The sequence below is a fragment of the Nocardioides gansuensis genome, from assembly GCF_003076135.1.
Lineage (GTDB): Bacteria > Actinomycetota > Actinomycetes > Propionibacteriales > Nocardioidaceae > Nocardioides > Nocardioides gansuensis.
Map to the genome: position 1 here is coordinate 185,141 of NZ_QDGZ01000006.1, position 15,886 is coordinate 201,026.

Annotated in this window: 12 protein-coding genes; 8 read left to right on the top strand and 4 right to left on the bottom strand. The window is 74.1% G+C overall.

Annotated elements, in window-relative coordinates; genetic code table 11:
• Positions 1 to 58 precede the first annotated feature (58 nt).
• A complete protein-coding gene (locus DDE18_RS14875; protein WP_116573244.1) occupies positions 59 to 2,809 on the top strand; it encodes a DEAD/DEAH box helicase in 2,751 nt (916 codons plus the stop codon).
• 67 nt (positions 2,810 to 2,876) lie between these two features.
• Here the strand turns inward: DDE18_RS14875 and DDE18_RS14880 are convergent, their stop codons facing one another.
• From DDE18_RS14880 to DDE18_RS23390, 4 genes are all read right to left on the bottom strand, one after another.
• Positions 2,877 to 3,644: a MerR family transcriptional regulator gene (locus DDE18_RS14880; RefSeq protein ID WP_116573046.1), complete on the bottom strand. Its 768-nt coding sequence runs from the start codon at positions 3,642 to 3,644 to the stop codon at positions 2,877 to 2,879.
• Between the two features lie 15 nt (positions 3,645 to 3,659).
• Positions 3,660 to 4,469, bottom strand: coding sequence for an ABC transporter permease (locus DDE18_RS14885; RefSeq protein ID WP_116573047.1), 810 nt, complete (start codon positions 4,467 to 4,469; stop codon positions 3,660 to 3,662).
• Positions 4,466 to 5,122: an ATP-binding cassette domain-containing protein gene (locus DDE18_RS14890; RefSeq protein WP_425437571.1), complete on the bottom strand. Its 657-nt coding sequence runs from the start codon at positions 5,120 to 5,122 to the stop codon at positions 4,466 to 4,468. The genes DDE18_RS14885 and DDE18_RS14890 overlap by 4 nt, the downstream gene beginning before the upstream one ends.
• 156 nt (positions 5,123 to 5,278) lie before the next feature.
• Complete coding sequence (locus DDE18_RS23390; protein WP_116573049.1) at positions 5,279 to 5,641, bottom strand: ATP-binding cassette domain-containing protein; 363 nt, start codon at positions 5,639 to 5,641, stop codon at positions 5,279 to 5,281.
• Positions 5,642 to 5,861: 220 nt separating this feature from the next.
• On the opposite strand from DDE18_RS23390, the gene DDE18_RS14900 reads away from it, so the two are divergent.
• Genes DDE18_RS14900 through DDE18_RS14930 form a run of 7 tightly spaced genes read left to right on the top strand, consistent with a single transcriptional unit; the run spans position 5,862 to position 15,884 of the window.
• Positions 5,862 to 7,139: an alanine racemase gene (locus DDE18_RS14900; RefSeq protein ID WP_116573050.1), complete on the top strand. Its 1,278-nt coding sequence runs from the start codon at positions 5,862 to 5,864 to the stop codon at positions 7,137 to 7,139.
• A 24-nt stretch (positions 7,140 to 7,163) separates the two neighbouring features.
• Entirely contained in the window at positions 7,164 to 8,537 is a 1,374-nt protein-coding gene (locus DDE18_RS14905; RefSeq protein WP_116573051.1) for a diaminobutyrate--2-oxoglutarate transaminase family protein, read from the top strand.
• Positions 8,534 to 9,913: a pyridoxal phosphate-dependent decarboxylase family protein gene (locus DDE18_RS14910; protein ID WP_116573052.1), complete on the top strand. Its 1,380-nt coding sequence runs from the start codon at positions 8,534 to 8,536 to the stop codon at positions 9,911 to 9,913. The genes DDE18_RS14905 and DDE18_RS14910 overlap by 4 nt, the downstream gene beginning before the upstream one ends.
• Positions 9,910 to 11,625: an IucA/IucC family protein gene (locus DDE18_RS14915; RefSeq protein ID WP_116573053.1), complete on the top strand. Its 1,716-nt coding sequence runs from the start codon at positions 9,910 to 9,912 to the stop codon at positions 11,623 to 11,625. The genes DDE18_RS14910 and DDE18_RS14915 overlap by 4 nt, the downstream gene beginning before the upstream one ends.
• Positions 11,622 to 12,908, top strand: coding sequence for a lysine N(6)-hydroxylase/L-ornithine N(5)-oxygenase family protein (locus DDE18_RS14920; RefSeq protein ID WP_116573054.1), 1,287 nt, complete (start codon positions 11,622 to 11,624; stop codon positions 12,906 to 12,908). Before DDE18_RS14915 ends, DDE18_RS14920 begins: the two co-directional genes overlap by 4 nt.
• Positions 12,905 to 14,137 (top strand): MFS transporter, encoded by a 1,233-nt coding sequence (locus DDE18_RS14925; RefSeq protein WP_133241230.1) that lies wholly within the window; start codon positions 12,905 to 12,907, stop codon positions 14,135 to 14,137. The genes DDE18_RS14920 and DDE18_RS14925 overlap by 4 nt, the downstream gene beginning before the upstream one ends.
• The gene (locus tag DDE18_RS14930) at positions 14,115 to 15,884 is read left to right on the top strand and encodes an IucA/IucC family protein (RefSeq protein ID WP_116573056.1); all 1,770 of its coding nucleotides are present in this window, start codon (positions 14,115 to 14,117) and stop codon (positions 15,882 to 15,884) included. Before DDE18_RS14925 ends, DDE18_RS14930 begins: the two co-directional genes overlap by 23 nt.
• Positions 15,885 to 15,886: the final 2 nt, after the last annotated feature.

Below are 15,886 nucleotides of genomic sequence, written 5' to 3' on the forward strand. Positions count from 1 at the left end.
GCTTGGGGGTGCGGCAGAGTTGGGCCGCGGCACGCGCACGCCGCCCTACGCTGGCCGCGTGACCCCGAGCGTCGAGGCAGCGCCGCCGCAGCTCCGCCACCACCAGCGCCTGGCACTCGACTCCCTCGACGCGGCCTGGGCGGAGGGGTGCACGCGCGCGTGGATCGTCCTCCCGCCCGGCGCGGGGAAGACGCTCGTCGGCGTGGAGACGGTCAGGAGACTGGTGGGCGAAGGCAAGGCCCGGCGGGGCGTCGTACTCAGCCCGAACACGGCCATCCAGGGGCAGTGGGTGGCGGCCGCGCAGAGCCGTCGGCTCACGGCCGGCACGGGAAGGGCGCTCGACCACGAGCTGACATCGCTGACCTACCAGTCCGTCGCGACGTTCGACCCGGACGACGAGGACGACGTCGACAGGGAGGGCGAAGGCTCGCTCATCACCAGGCTCCACCCCAACGGCGAGGCGCTCGTACAGTCGCTGAAGGACGCCGGCGAGCTGATCCTCGTCCTTGACGAGTGCCACCACCTGCTCCAGGTGTGGGGCCGGCTGCTGGCCGAGATCCTGCGCGAGCTGCCCAAGGCGACAGTCCTCGGGCTGACGGCGACGCCGCCCGACGCGATGACGCGGGAAGAGTCCGAGCTGGTGGCAAGCCTCTTCGGGCCGACGGTCTTCGAGGCGTCGATCCCCGGTGTGGTGCGGCAGGGCGACCTGGCGCCGTTCGCCGAGCTGGTGTGGCTGACCGAGCCGACTTCGGGGGAGCGGGACTGGCTCGCCGAGAGCGCCGTGCGCTTCGCCGAGCTGACCACGGACCTCCTCGACCCGGCCTTCGGCTCGGTGCCGCTGCTGCATTGGCTCGACCAACGGTTCGGCCCGAGCGGGCCGTCGTGGGCGGCGCTCAGCAAGGCCGAGCCGGAGCTCGCCCGCGCGGCACTCAGGCTCCACTACGCCGATGTGCTCGCCCTCCCGCAGGGCGCGACCCTCCACGAGGAGCATCGCCGGCCGCCGACAGCCGACGACTGGGTCCGCCTCGTCGACGACTGGGCCCGCGGCCACCTGCTGAGCAGTGACAAGGAGGAGGACGAGCGGGTCGTCCAGTCGCTCAAGCGGGCGCTGCCTTCGGTCGGCTATGTCTGGACCCGGCGCGGCATCCGCGCCGGCCGTTCGCCCGTCGACCGGGTGCTCGCGCGCTCGGAGTCCAAGACCACGGCGACCACCGCGATCGCCGCGCGCGAGTGGCTGGCGCTGGGGGAGCGGCAGCGGCTGCTCGTGCTCTGCGACCACGAGCAGGCCTCGGCGACCCTGCCGGCCGACCTCCACGGGGTCATCACCGCCCAATCCGGCTCGGCCCGCGCCGTGCTCCACGCGCTGCTCGACGACCCAGCCACCCCCGCCGCCCTGCTCGTCACCGGGGCCAACGTCGCCGGCGCCAAGGACACCCTCGCCGCACTCGTCGACCACGTCGCCGCGACCGACCCCCAGCTCGCCGCCGGCTTGGTCATAGACACCTCCGACGGCCTGCCCCGCCTCGTCGGCTCGTGGAGCAGCCGCGCGTGGGTGCCGCACGTGACCCGCTTCTTCGAGGCCGGCGGCGTCCAGGTGCTCGTCGGCACCCGCGGCCTGCTGGGCGAGGGCTGGGACGCGCGCCGGGTCACCGGCATCGTCGACCTCACGGCCGTCACGACCACCACCGCAGTCACCCAGACCCGCGGCCGGGCGCTGCGCACCGACCCAGCCCACCCCGACAAGGTCGCCATCAACTGGACCGTCGTCTGCGTCGCCGCCGGCCACCCGCGCGGCGACGGCGACTGGGGACGGCTGGTGCGCAAGCACACCGGCTACTTCGGCGTCGACCCCGACGGCTCCGTCGTCGACGGGGTCGCGCACATCGACGCCGCGCTCTCGCCGTACGCACCCCCGCCCGCCTCCGACTTCGACGCCATCAACGCGAGGATGCTGGCCCGCGCGGAAGCCCGCGCGATGATGCGCGAGCGCTGGCGCATCGGGGAGCCGTACGACGACCAGGCGGTGCGCACCGTCCGGCTGCGCCCTGGCGCCCCCGATCGGCTCGGCAGCGTCACGACGGTGCCGGCCGTCGTCGTACGCGAACAGGGCCTGGACGTGCGCGCCGACCTGCCGTGCCCCCTGCGCCCGGTGCCGCCCGCGATGACGTGGAGCGGGATCGTCGCCAGCGCAGGCTGGCTCGCCCTCGAGCCGCACTGGCTCGGCGCGCTGCCCCTCGCCCTGCCCGCCCTCGCGCCGCTGGTGCGCCGCTGGTCGTACGCCGAGCGCGGGCGCGCGCTGGTCGAGGCCGCCGCGGTCTCCCCGAGCCCGCTGCAGGTCGCCTCCGCGGTCGCGGACGGCCTGCACGAGGCAGGGCTCGTCTCGCAGGGCGCGGAGGCGCTGACCGTCTCGCTCACCGCGACGGGGGAGTACCGCATCCGCCTCGGGTCCGTCCCGGAGCAGCAGTCAGGCGCCTTCGCCGCCGCCCTGGAGGAGGTCTTCGCCCCGATCGCGTCGCCGCGATACGTGCTGCCGCGCTACGTCGTGGTGGAGGGCGAGCGGACCACGAAGGAGCTGGCCTCCATCGGCCGCGGCCGATCCTTCGCCGCCGACGGCGTCGTCTGGCACGCGGTTCCGTCCTGCCTGACCACGCGCCGTCGGGTCGAGGACTACGCGAAGGCGTGGGACCGCTGGGTCGGCGGCGGCACGCCCGTCTACACCGGGTCGCCCGAGGGCGCCGGCGTCCTGGCCGCCCAGCGTGGCAGCGACCCCTTCGACGTGACGACCGTGATCCGGCGGGAGTGGAGCTGAGGCTGATCACTCCAAGGCCCACGCCGAGCAGGCGAGGACGGTCGACTGGATGTCCGCGTCACCGACCTCAGGGGAGCCGCTCCAGCCGGGTCCAGCCGGTCCACCCGCGCTCGCGCATCAGCTCCATCAGCCGCTCGCCCCGGGGATCGGACTCGACCACGAGCGCATCGAGCAGATCGACGAACGGCACGTCCTCGAAGGCCTCGTCCTTGTGGTCCAGCTCACCGCGTGCGGACGCCTGTTCGACTATCTCGACCAGGATGTCGGCGGCCTCCGCCAGCCGTGAGTCGTCCGCGCCCGGCTCGAGGACGTCGCCGAGGAGGCGGTAGAGCCGGACGGTCAGCGGGTCCTCGAGCTGGGCGAACTTCTCCGGCATCCATGCCGCGATCCGGTCGGGCCAGCGAGCCGCGATCAGGATCCAGCCGTCCCGCTCGCCCTCGACCATCCGGTCCGACACCCCGAGCTCCCGGAGCCGGTCCAGGTAGGCGACCACCTCCGCGGGGAGGGCCAGGCTGTCTCCCGCCGCCAGCTGCGCGATCTGCTTCCGGTTGGTCTGCAGGCGCCTGATCTCGCTGCGCAGCCGCTGGTCGATCTCACGGACGGCGTGGCCGAAGGTCTCCTCGTCGGCGTCGAGCAGCTCGCCCACCTTCGCCAGCGGGACGCCGGCGTCGGCGAGGGTGCGGATCTTGATCAGCTGCACGACGGCCAGGGCGCCGTAGCTGCGGTAGCCGGAGGCGTCCCGCTCCGGCTCCGGCAGCAGCCCCACCTGGTGGTAGTGCCGCACCGCCCGCACCGTGACGCCGGCATAGGCCGCCAGCTGGCCGATCGTCAGCATGACCTGATCATGCCCTCAGCTCGCCTGGACCCGGGTGAAGAGGCGGCGTGCCCACAGGTTGCTCAGCACGCCGATGAGCACGCACCAGCCGACCGCCCACGCCGCGTCCGAGCCGGCCGAGCCGCCGCTCATCCACGCCCGCAGGGTGTCGATCATCGGCGTGAACGGCTGGTATTCCGCGAACCAGCGCAGTCCGGCCGGCATCGAGTCGGTGGGCACGAAGCCACTGGAGAGGAAGGGCAGGAACATCAGGGGCATCGGGGTGTTGCTCGCCGTCTCGGCGTTGGGCGCGGCAAGGCCGAGGCCGACGGTGAGCCAGGTGAGCGCGAGCGTCATCGACAGCACCAGCAGGGCCACGCCGAGCCAGCCGAGGGCCGTGCCGCCGCTGCGGTAGCCGAGCAGGAGGGCGACCCCGAGCACGACGACGAGGGCGACCACGGTCTGGATGATCGCGCCGAGCACCCGGCCGGTGAGGACCGCCGACTTCGCGATGGCCATGGCGCGGAAACGGTCGATGATCCCCTTCTCCATGTCCAGGGCGATCGAGTAGGTGGTGCTGAGCGACACCGACGCGATCGTGATCATGACGATCGCCGGCAAGATGAACGCCAGGTAGTCCGCGCGGTCGTCACCACCGGGGAGGCCGGCGCCCATGGTCCCCCCGAAGACGTAGACGAAGAGCAGCAGGAAGAGGAGCGGCTGAGCGATCAGCATCAGCGTCAGCGACTTGTAGCGCACCATCTGCAGCAGGTTGCGGCGCAGCATTGTCCAGCTGTCGCGCAGGGGCTGGGGGCCGGCGTTGGTGGCGATGCTTGGCGCGCTCATCGGGCGGCCTCCTCGGTCTCGTGGTGCTCGGATGCGTGGGTGGGGTGGCCGGTCAGGGCCAGGAAGACGTCGTCCAGGTCGGGCGTGTGCACCTCGAACCCGGTCACGGCGTCGTCGTCGAGCCGGCCGACCAGGGACTGCAGCGAGCTGAGCTCGCCGTCGTGGGGCACGCTGAGGGTGAGGCTCTCCTCGTCGGCGGTGGCACCGGGGAAGGTGGCCATTGCGGCGGACAGGCCTTCCCACGAGGTGAAGGTGATCTCCACCCGGCCGCCGGGCACCAGCCGCTTCAGCTCGGCCGGCGTGCCCTCGGCGACCAGGGTGCCGCCGTCCAGCACGCCGATGCGGTCGGCGAGCTGGTCGGCCTCCTCGAGGTACTGCGTGGTGAGGAGGATGGTGACGCCGTCGGCGACCAGCTCCCGCACGATCTGCCACAGCTCCCGGCGGCTGCGCGGGTCGAGGCCGGTCGTCGGCTCGTCGAGGAAGATCAGCCGCGGTGAGCTCACCAGGGTCATGGCGAGGTCGAGGCGGCGCTTCATGCCCCCGGAGTACGTCGCGGCGCGACGGTCGGCCGCGTCGGTGAGGTCGAACCTGGCGAGCAGCTCCGCGACCCGGCTCGTCGCCTCGGCGGCTCGCAGGTGGCCGAGGTCCGCCATCAGCCGGAGGTTCTCCCGCCCCGTGAGGAGCTCGTCGAGCGCGGAGAACTGCCCGGTGACGCCGATCGAGCGGCGTACGGCGTCGGACTCGCGGCGTACGTCGAAGCCGGCGACCCTCGCCTCGCCCGCGTCGGTGAGGTCGAACCTGGCGAGCAGCTACGCGACCCGGCTCGTCGCCTCGGCGGCTCGCAGGTGGCCGAGGTCCGCCATCAGCCGGAGGTTCTCCCGCCCCGTGAGGAGCTCGTCGAGCGCGGAGAACTGCCCGGTGACGCCGATCGAGCGGCGTACGGCGTCGGACTCGCGGCGTACGTCGAAGCCGGCGACCCTCGCCTCGCCCGCGTCGGCGGTGATGAGGGTCGAGAGGATGCGGACCATGGTGGTCTTGCCGGCGCCGTTGGGGCCCAGCAGGGCGTAGACCGTGCCCGTGTGCACGGTGAGGTCGATGCCACGCAGGACGGCGTTGTCGGCGTACGACTTCGTCAGCCCGGCGACCTCGATCGCAGTGGTGTGGTTGGTCATGACAGCAGCGTGCAGGGTTGACGCTGCGTCAAGGTCAAGCCGCAACCTCGGGCGCACTCGGCGCTGCCCCCGTCGCCGAGGTGGCTGCGCTGCGTCGGGATGTGCCGCAACGAGGAGTGAGTCGATGGTCACAGCGTCCCTCCGTGACGCGTGACTTGACTTGCAGGGCCGACACTGGGTTGGCTGCCACTTAGGTAAGGCTTACCTAAGGAGAATCTCGGTGCTTTCCCCTGTCACCGCTGCCGGCACCCGGTGTGCCCGCGCGCTGGACGCGGAGTCGCTGCCTGCCGTCGTGCGCGACCACCTGCTCGAACGCGCCGGCCGGGAGCCGATCAGCGGCTATGTCTACGACGCGAGCGTCGCAGCCTCGCGTGCGCGCATGTTGCGCGCTGCGCTGCCGCCGTGGGCGACGCTGCTTTTCGCGGTGAAGTCCAACGGGCACGCTCCGGTGCTCCGGGCACTGCTCGCCGAGGGCGGCGTCGACGGCCTCGAGGTCGCCTCCGCCCACGAGGCGCGCCTGGCCGCGACGCTCCTGCCTGCGGGTGCCCCGCTGGCCGCCGCGGGTCCCGCCAAGCACCCGCAGCTGCTGGGTGAGCTGCTCGACGCCGGCGTCACCGTCCTCCACGCCGAGAGCGAGCTCGAGCTGCGCCGGATCTCCGTGGCGGCGCAGGAGCGGGGCGTCCGCGCTGCCGTCGCGCTGCGGGTGAACCCGGCGGAGGTCGCGGTCACCGGCACGCTCGCCATGGGTGGCCGCAGCTCCGCGTTCGGCATTCCCGAGCCGGACGTGCCCGCCGCGATCGAGCACGCCTTAGGCCTGCCGGGCATCGACCTGGTCGGCTTCCACATGCACGCCGTCTCCGGCAACAGGGACGCCCGAGCCCACGCGGCGTACGTCGGCTGGGTGCTGGACTGGTCGCTCGAGACCGCGCGCACCCGCGGCGTGGACCTGCGCTGGGTCGACGCCGGCGGCGGCCTCGGCGTGTCCTACGACGGCTCGCCGGAGCTCGACCTGGCCGTGCTCGCCGAGGAGCTGGACCGCCTGCAGCCGCCCGCAGGCGTCGAGGTGGTCCTCGAGCCCGGACGCTGGCTCGTCAACTCGTGTGGCTGGTACGCCGCCGAGGTCGTCGACATCAAGGACTCCTACGGCCAGACGTTCGTCATCGTCCGCGGCGGCATCGGCGGCTATGCGCTGCCGGGCACCGAAGACTTCCCGTTCCCCGTCGCGGTGCTCCCGCGCGAGGAGTGGGCGGGCCCCGGCCCGCGCCCGGAGCGTCGTACGACGGCGGTGACCGTCAGCGGCGAGCTCTGCACGCCGGAGGACGTCCTCGTCCGCGACGTCGTCATGGAGCGCGTCCGCGTGGGCGACCTCCTCGTCTTCCCGCAGGCGGGCGCCTACGGGCACGAGTTCGCCCTCAACGCCTTCCTCGGCCACCCCGTGGCGACCCGCCACGTCCTCGCCGGCACGCCCGTGCCCGGCGCCCTGTCCAGTCCCGCCTGATCCCTCCCAAGAACCGGAGACCCCATGTCCGTCGACGTCCAGTCCCGATCCCGGCACCACGACCGCGAGCAGGTGATCAGCCGCCAGGACACCCGTGAGTCGTCGGCGCGCACCTACGCCCGCACGCTCACCATGGTCCCGGTCAAGGCCCGTGGCATGACCATCACCGGTGCCGACGGCCGCACCTACCTCGACTGCCTCTCCGGCGCCGGCACCCTCGCGCTCGGCCACAACCACCCGGTGGTGGTCGAGGCCGTACGCCGCGTCATCGACGACGGCGCCCCGTGGCACAGCCTGGACATCGCGACGCCGCAGAAGGACGAGTTCACCGACGAGCTCTTCGCCACCCTGCCCCGCTCGCTGCAGGAGAAGGGCCGGATCCAGTTCTGTGGACCTGCCGGCACCGATGCGGTCGAGGCCGCGCTCAAGCTGGCCCGCACCGCCACCGGCCGCCAGCCGGTCCTCGCCTTCACCGGCGCCTACCACGGCATGACCGCCGGGGCGCTGGCGATCAGCGGCGGCGTCTCCGCCAAGACCCCCATGGCCGGCGTCGCGGCCGAGGGCGTCCGCCTGCCGTTCCCCTACGAGTACCGCTGCCCGTTCGGCGTCGGCGAGGGACGCACGGATGCCCTCTCCGCGGCGTACGTCGAGCGCTTCCTCGACGACCCGAACGGTGGCCTCGTCGAGCCCGCCGCCATGATCATGGAGGTCGTCCAGGGCGAGGGTGGAGTCATCCCGGCTCCGCACGCCTGGATGCTGGCGATGCGCCAGATCACCGCCGACCGGGACATCCCGTTGATCGTCGACGAGGTGCAGACCGGCGTCGGCCGCACCGGGACGTTCTGGGCGAGCCAGGGCGCGGGCATCGAGCCCGACGTCATGGTCATGTCGAAGGCGATCGGCGGCACCCTGCCGCTCGCGGTCATCGTCTACGCCGACCACCTCGACGCGTGGGCCCCGGGTGCGCATGCCGGCACCTTCAGGGGCACGACCCTGGCCATGGCTGCCGGTGCCGCGACCCTGCGCCACGTCCGCGTGGAGGGCCTCGCCGACCGCGCCGCCGAGCTCGGCGAGCGCATCGTCGGCCGCCTCCGCGCCCTCCAGGCGCAGCAGTCCTGCATGGGCGACGTCCGCGGCCGGGGCCTGATGCTCGGCGTCGAGATCGTCGAGCCTGGCTCCGCCCCGGACGCCGCGGGCAGCCGCCCGGCCGCTCCGGCCCTCGCGCTGCGGATCCGCCAGGGGTGCCTGTCGCGGGGCCTGATCGTCGAGCTCGGTGGCCGCCACGACGCCGTCGTCCGCCTGCTGCCGCCGCTCGTGATGACCGACGAGGAGTGCGAGACCGTCCTCGAGCGACTCTCCGAGGCGATCGCCGTCGCGGAGCGGGAGGCGACCACGTGAGCGCCTCCCTGCCCCTGGAGTCACTCGTGGCGACCGCGCTCACCGCGCTCGCTGCCGGCCGCAAGGAGCGCGGCGGCCCGCTGCCCGCGGCCACCCCGGCCGAGGTCGAGGCGGCAGTCGATGCTGCCCTGGCGGGGGAGGCGCTCCCGCTCGACGGCGTGGGGGAGGAGGAGGCGCTGGCGACGCTGGCCGCCACCGTGGCCGCCGGCGCTGCCGACCCGGCCGACCCCGCCTGCACCGGCCACCTGCACTGCCCGCCGCTCGAGGTCGCGGTCGCCGCCGACCTCGTCGCGAGTGCCCTCAACCAGTCGATGGACTCGTGGGACCAGGCGCCCGCGGCCACCGTGCTGGAAGAGCGCGTGGTCGAGGCCCTCGGCGACCTGGCCGGCCTTTCGGGCGCCGCCGGGGTGATCACCACCGGTGGCACCGCGAGCACCTACACGGCGCTGATGCTGGCCCGCGACGCCGCTCCCGACCCGGTCACCGTCTTCAGCTCGGAGCTCGCGCACTTCTCCGCCGACCGCGGCACGCACCTGCTCGGCCTGGGCGAGGTCGTCAAGGTCCCGTGCGACGCGGACCAGCGCATGGACGTCACCGCGCTCGCCCGCCTGCTCGCCGGGTGCCCCGCCGGCACCCGCCCGATCGTCGTGGCCACCGCCGGCACGACCGACTTCGGCAGCATCGACCCCCTGCGCGAGATCGCCGGCCTGGTCCACGCCCGCGGCGGCTGGGTGCACGTCGACGCGGCGTACGGCGGCGGCCTGCTCTTCTCGCAGCAGCACCGCCACCTGCTCGACGGCCTCGAGCTGGCCGACACCGTCTCGCTCGACCTGCACAAGCTCGGCTGGCAGCCCGCGGCGGCCGGCGTGCTGCTGGCCCGAGGCCCGGAGCTGTTCGGCCCGCTGGCCCGCCGGGCGGCGTACCTGAACCCGCTCGACGACGAGGAGTCCGGCTACACCTCCCTGCTCGGCCGCTCGCTGCGCACGACGCGCCGTGCCGACGTGCTGAAGATCGCGGTCACGCTGCGTGCCCTCGGCATCACGGGCCTCGGGGAGCGGGTGGACACGTGCCTCGAGCTGGCCGGCTACGCCGCCGAGGCGGTCCGCCGGCGCCCTGACCTGCAGCTGCTCTGCGACCCGGTGCTGTCCACCGTCGTCTTCCGCTACGTCGGTCCGGCCGGCACCGCGGACGACGAGGTCAACGGCCGCCTGCGCCGGGCGCTGCTGGCGTCGGGCAAGGCCGTCGTCGGCCGCACCGAGCACGAGGGCCGCGTGCAGCTCAAGCTCACCGTCCTCAACCCGGTGGCGACGCGGGCGGACGTGGACTCCGTCCTCGACCTGGTGGTCGCCGCCGGCCGGGCGGAGCAGGCCCGATGAGCACCACGCAGGCCGCCTCGTCGGCACGGTCGGCGGAGGTCGTGCGGGCGCGCGCCGGCCTGCTGGCGCGCGACGTGCTGCTGCGCTGCTGGCTGCGCGAGACCGGGCAGGAGGTGACCCGCACCGGCCCCCTCGAGGTCGAGCTGCCGGCGACGGGGGAGCGGGTCGAGGTGGAGGTGCTCGCGGTCTCGCCGATCGGCGCCCACGGCCTCGGTGTCGTTCTCGACCGCGAGCGCCGGGTGCTCTCCCTCCCGGCGCTGGCCGGGATGCTCACCCGCGAGGCCGCGGCCCGTGGGGGCGGCGACGCCGCCGACGCCCTGGCCCGCATCGTCGAGTCCGCCCGGCGCCTGGAGGGGTACGCCGTGGCGCGCGCCGAGGAGGTCGGGGCGCCGGACCTGCCGCGATGGCTGCTCGGCGAGCAGGACCTGGTCTCCGGCCACCCGTGGCACCCGATGACCAAGAGCCGCGACGGCCTCGCCGACGAGCTCGACGCCCGCTACGCGCCCGAGGCCCGCGGTCGCTTCGCGGTCCACTGGCTCGCCGCCGCGCCCGAGGTGGCCGCCTTCGGCGGCACCGGGCTCGACGTACCTGCCTTGATGCACCGGCTCGCCGGTCCGCTCGCCGAGGACCTGCCCGAGGGCTGGCTGCCGGTGCCCGCCCACCCGTGGCAGGCCGACGACCTCAGGAGCCGCCCCGCAGCCGCGGCCCTGCTCGACGCAGGCCTGCTGCGCGACCTGGGCCCCGGTGGCGCCCCCTGGTGGGCGACCTCGTCCCTGCGCACCGTCGGTCGTCCCGGCGAGGACGTCATGCTCAAGCTCAGCATGGGGCTCCGGGTCACCAACAGCCGCCGCGAGAACACCCGGGACGAGGGCCGGCTGGCCGTTCACACCGCGGAGCTCGTCGACGCCGGCCTCGGCGACGCGCTGGCCGCCGCGCACCCGCACTTCGGCCTGGTCCTCGACCGCGGCTGGCTCGGCGTCGACGGCAACGGCCCGGTGGGGCTCGAGACCGTGCTGCGCCAAGTGCCGTTCGATCCGGCCGCCGACGTGACCTGTGCCGGTGCCCTGCTCGACCCGCGCCCCGACTGCTCGCGCCCGCCGGTCGCCGAGGCGGTCTCGCGCACTGCGTCGGCCCACGGCCTCGGTGTCGTCGAGGCTGCGGAGCTGTGGCTCCGCCGCTGGCTCGAGGTGGTCGTCGAGCCGATCCTGTGGCTGCACGGCACCTGGGGCATCGGCCTGGAGGCGCATCTCCAGAACGTGCTCGTGGAGCTCGACGCGGACGGCCTCCCGTGCCAGGGCTGGTATCGCGACAACCAGGGCTGGTACGCCGCCGAGTCGGCCGTGCCGCGCCTTGCGACGATCCTGCCGACCGTGGGCCGGGACGCCCCGCTGGTCTTCGCCGACCGGCTCGTCGTCGACCGCGTCGCCTACTACGTCGGCGTCAACCACGTGCTCGGCGTGGCAGCGGCGGTGGCAGCGGCCACCGCGGTGCCGGAGCAGCGGCTGCTCGCCGTCCTCGCGGAGCACCTCGAGGCCCACCTGGCCGGTCCGGCCCCGTCGGCCGTCGCGGAGCTGCTGCTCCACGCCCCGACGCTGCCGACCAAGGCCAACCTGCTCACCGGCGTGGATGGTCGCGACGAGGTCGCCGCCCCCGTGGAGACCCAGTCGGTCTACGTCGAGATCCCCAACCCCCTGCGTGAGGTGACCCGATGACGCACGACCTGGTCGGAGTCGGCCTGGGCCCGTTCGGCCTCTCGCTGGCCGCGCTCGCCGACGGCGTACCGGAGCTGGACGCGGTCTTCGTCGACCAGCGTGACTCCTTCTCCTGGCACCCGGGGCTGCTGATCGAGGGCGCGACCCTCCAGGTGCCGTTCCTCGCGGACCTGGTCACCCTGGTCGACCCGACGAGCCGCTGGTCCTACCTCAGCTACCTGCGCGAGCAGGGCCGGCTCTTCCGGTTCTACTTCGCCGAGCGGTTCCTCGTGCCCCGCCGTGAGTACGACGCGTACCTGCGCTGGGTCGCCCATGCGCTGCCGTCGTGTCGCTTCGGCACCCGCGTCGACGCGGTCGTCTGGGACGAGGTGGGCGAGGTCTTCCGCGTGACCACGACCGAGGTCGCCAGCGGCCGCAGCGAGACGCTCGAGGCGCGGGCCGTCGTCCTCGGCGTCGGCACGGAGCCGGTCGTGCCCGAGGCGTTCGCCGGCGCGCTGGGCAAGCAGGTCGTGCATGTCGCGGACTACCTCGACAGCCGCCCGCTCCTGCTCGATGCGGGCAGCGTCACGGTCGTCGGCTCGGGCCAGTCGGGTGCCGAGGTCTTCCTCGACCTGCTCCAGGCCCAGGCCGAGACGGGCAGCAGCTTGCGCTGGCTCAGCCGCACCCAGGCGTTCGCACCGATGGAATACTCCAAGCTCGGGCTGGAGCACTTCACGCCGGACTACACGGCGTACTTCCACGGCCTGCCGGAGGAGACGCGTGACGCGCTCGTGCCGTCGCAGTGGCAGCTCTACAAGGGCATCAGCGCCGACACGATCGCCGAGATCTACGACCTGCTCTACGAGCGCACCGTCGACGGCCGCACCGTCGACGCGGAGCTCCGCCCGGGGGTCGGCGTCACCGCCTGTGCCACGGACGGCGACCGCCTGCGGCTGACCTGCCGGCACCTGACGCAGCAGCGCGAGTTCGAGGTCGGGACCGAGGCCGTCGTGCTCGCCACCGGGTACGCTGCCCGCCGGCCCGCCTTCCTCGAGCCGCTGCTCGACGTCCTGGACCTCGACGACCGCGGCCGCTACCAGGTGGCCGCGGACTACCGGGTCGCCACCGCCCCGTCGGTCACGGGCGGCCTCTACGTGCAGAACGCCGAGGCGCACACCCACGGCGTCGGTGCGCCCGACTTGGGCCTCGGCGCCTGGCGTGCCGGGACGATCCTGTCCGCGGTCACCGGCCGGCAGCTGCTGCCGGCGCACCAGGGCGCGTTCACCACCTTCGGGGCGCCGTGAGCAGCCCCCCGGCCGGGGGCGGCCACGCCCGCGCCGTGCTCGCCGGCGTGGTGGCCCTGCAGCTGGTCGCCGAGACCGCGCTGACGCCGTACTGGCCGCTGCTGTTCCGCGAGCTGTTCGGCATGCACGAGCTCGCGGCGACCGGCAGCTACCTCTCGGTGTGCCGCTTCGCCGGCCTGCTGGCGATGCCGCTGTGGGGGCTGCTGGCGCTGCGGCTCCCCGCGCGGAGCCTGATCGTGGCGGGCCTGCTGGGCAGTGCGGTCTTCGACCTTGCGCTCGCCCTGGCGCCGACCTGGTGGACGTTCACGGCGTGCTCTGCGGGGGTCGTCGCCTGCGGCTCCTCGCTGGTGCTGGCCTACCCGGCGCTCGTCTCCGTCGTCGAGCAGGACGGCCGGCGGGACCGCCGGAGCGCGGTCGTGCTCTTCTGGGCGGTCTTCCACGTGGCCGCGGTGGGATCGACGCTGGTCGGAGCCGCGGTCGTCGGGATGGAGCAGCCGCGCTGGGGCCTCGGCGCCTTCGCCGTGGTGGACCTGCTCCTGGCTGCGCTCGTGTGGGCGAGGGTCGAGCGCCGGCCTGCGGTCGAGACCGCGGCGCCGGCCGAGCAGCCAGCGGTTGCCGCGACCACGGCGCCCTCGCGGCGCTCGTTGCTCCTCCTCGTCGTGGCCGTCGTCGCGGCCGATGCGGCGATCGCCGTGGCGCGCCCGTTCTTCGTCGAGCTGCTGGTCGCCGGCGGCACGTCGGTCGAGGTCGCGGGCTGGATGTTCCTGCTCCCGGCCGTCGGGTCCCTGGCGGTGCTCCCGGTCGCAAGCCGCCTGCTCGACCGCCCGGGTGTCGCACTGGTCCCGGCGTGCGCCCTGATCGCCGCGGCGGCCTACCTGGTGCAGGCAGCCACCAGCGACCACCTCCTGGCCCTCGCGGCCGGGCGGCTGCTGCTCGGTGCCGCCACCGGCGTGCTGCTCGTCGCGCTCGACCTCGCGGTCTTCGCGCAGGTGGGCACCGCCGGGCCGGCGTTCACGGCGGTCGAGACCGGGCGCTCCGCCGCTCTGCTGGCCGCCCCACTGCTCGCCACCGTCCTCGCCGGCCCCTCGCTCGGCGGGCCCCTCCTCGGTAGTGCCCTGCTCGTCGTGGTGTCCGGTGTGCTGCTCGCGCTGCACGGCCGCCGCACCCGTGTCCCTTCCGTCCCTCCGACCCCCCAGGAGCCCCTCCATGTCGTCGACCCTGTCGCCTGAGACCCAGGTCGCGCTCGCTCCGTCGGCCGAGCAGTTCGCGCGCGCCGGCGCGCACCTCGTCGCGCGCGCCCTCTCCGAGCTCGCCCACGAGGAGCTGGTCCGTCCCGAGTCCGACGCCGACGGCCACCAGCTCCGGCTCGGCGAGGTCACCTACACCTTCGCCGCCGAGCGTGACGCGTTCACCGCGTGGCACGTCGACGCGGCCAGCGTCCGCCGCGACGGCGTGCCCGCCACCGACCCCGTGCGGTTCTTCCTCGACGCCCGCCACGTCGCCGGCTTCGACGCGGTCACGCTGTCGGAGATCGTGACTGAGGCGACCCGCACCTGGGCCGCCGAGGCGCGCTGCCTCGCGGCCAGTCGCCCGGTCACCGAGCTGCTCGAGCTGTCCTACGCCGAGCTCGAGCAGCATCTCCCGGGCCACCCCGTGCTGGTGCTCAACAAGGGCCGCATCGGTCTCGACGCCGACGACCTCGACCGCTTCGGCCCCGAGGCCCGCCGCACCGTCACCCTGGTCTGGTACGCCGCCCACCCCGACCTCGCGACGTACGCCGCGGAGCACGGGCTCGACCTCGGTCGCCTCCTCGCCGAGGAGCTCACCGACGAGGAGCGCACGACCTTCGAGGCCGCGCTCGCCGCCGCCGGAGCAGGCAGCTGCGACTGGGTCTGGTTCCCGGTGCACCCCTTCCAGGACAAGACCGTCGTCCGGACCCTGTTCGCCCCCGAGCTCGCCGCGGGCCGGCTGGTCCGCCTCGGCGAGGGCGTCACCGACTACCGACCCGTCCAGTCCGTGCGCAGCCTCGTCGGGGAGGCACACCGCGACGTGAAGACGTCGCTGCTCATGCGCAACACGCTGGTCTGGCGCGGCCTGGGCGCGGACGCCACCGAGGCGGCCCCGCTCGCCAGCGAGTGGCTCGGCCGCCTGCACGCCGAGGACCCGGAGCTGCAGGCGACCGGCATCGCGTTCCTCCGCGAGGTCGCCACCGTCGTCGTCCGGCACCCGCACTTCCGCGACGTCCCCGACGCCCCCTACCGGTACGCCGAGCTGCTCGGCGCCGTCTGGCGCGAGCCGGTCGAGCGCCAGCTGGCGCCGGGGGAGCGGGCCCGCTCGCTCGCCACCCTCCTCTACGTCGACCCCGGCGGCCACGCGCTCGTCGCGGAGCTGGTCCGGCGCTCGGGCCTCGACGCCCGCGCCTGGCTGCGGCACCTGTGCGACGCGATGCTGCCGGGCCTGCTGCTGTGCCTGACTCGCCACGGTGTGGCGTTCTGCCCGCACGGCGAGAACACGATCCTGGTCTTCGAGGGCGCGCTGCCCACGCGGATCCTGCTCAAGGACTTCGCGGAGGACATCACCCTGCTGCCCGGTCGCGACTACCCGGGCCTCGACCCGGTCGCCGAGAAGGTCCTGGTGCGCTGGCCGCTGGCCGAGATGGCGCACAGCATCATCAGTGCCGTCTTCACCGGCCACTTCCGCTACCTCGCGCCGCTCATGCGCCAGCACGCCGGCCTGGCGGAGGACGCCTTCTGGGCCGAGGTCCGTGCCTCGCTGCTGGCCTGGCGTGCCGCCCACCCGGAGCTCGCCGAGGCGTTCGACGAGCTCGGCCTGCTGGCGCCCCACTACGAGCGCATCGCCCTGAACCGCGAGCAGCTCACCGGCGGGGGCTTCCACGACCGCGCCGAGCGCGACGCCGAGCCGGACCAGATGCACGGCCACATCCCGAACCCGCTCCACGTGGGGGAGGAGGCGTGACC

Coding starts and splice junctions, on each gene's coding strand:
- DDE18_RS14880 (WP_116573046.1), bottom strand. CDS start 3,644: ATGCTGACGATCGGCCAGCTGGCGGCCTATGCCGGCGTCACGGTGCGG.
- DDE18_RS23390 (WP_116573049.1), bottom strand. CDS start 5,641: ATGACCAACCACACCACTGCGATCGAGGTCGCCGGGCTGACGAAGTCG.
- DDE18_RS14905 (WP_116573051.1), top strand. CDS start 7,164: ATGTCCGTCGACGTCCAGTCCCGATCCCGGCACCACGACCGCGAGCAG.
- DDE18_RS14930 (WP_116573056.1), top strand. CDS start 14,115: ATGTCGTCGACCCTGTCGCCTGAGACCCAGGTCGCGCTCGCTCCGTCG.
- DDE18_RS14915 (WP_116573053.1), top strand. CDS start 9,910: ATGAGCACCACGCAGGCCGCCTCGTCGGCACGGTCGGCGGAGGTCGTG.
- DDE18_RS14890 (WP_425437571.1), bottom strand. CDS start 5,122: ATGGCGGACCTCGGCCACCTGCGAGCCGCCGAGGCGACGAGCCGGGTC.
- DDE18_RS14920 (WP_116573054.1), top strand. CDS start 11,622: ATGACGCACGACCTGGTCGGAGTCGGCCTGGGCCCGTTCGGCCTCTCG.
- DDE18_RS14885 (WP_116573047.1), bottom strand. CDS start 4,469: ATGAGCGCGCCAAGCATCGCCACCAACGCCGGCCCCCAGCCCCTGCGC.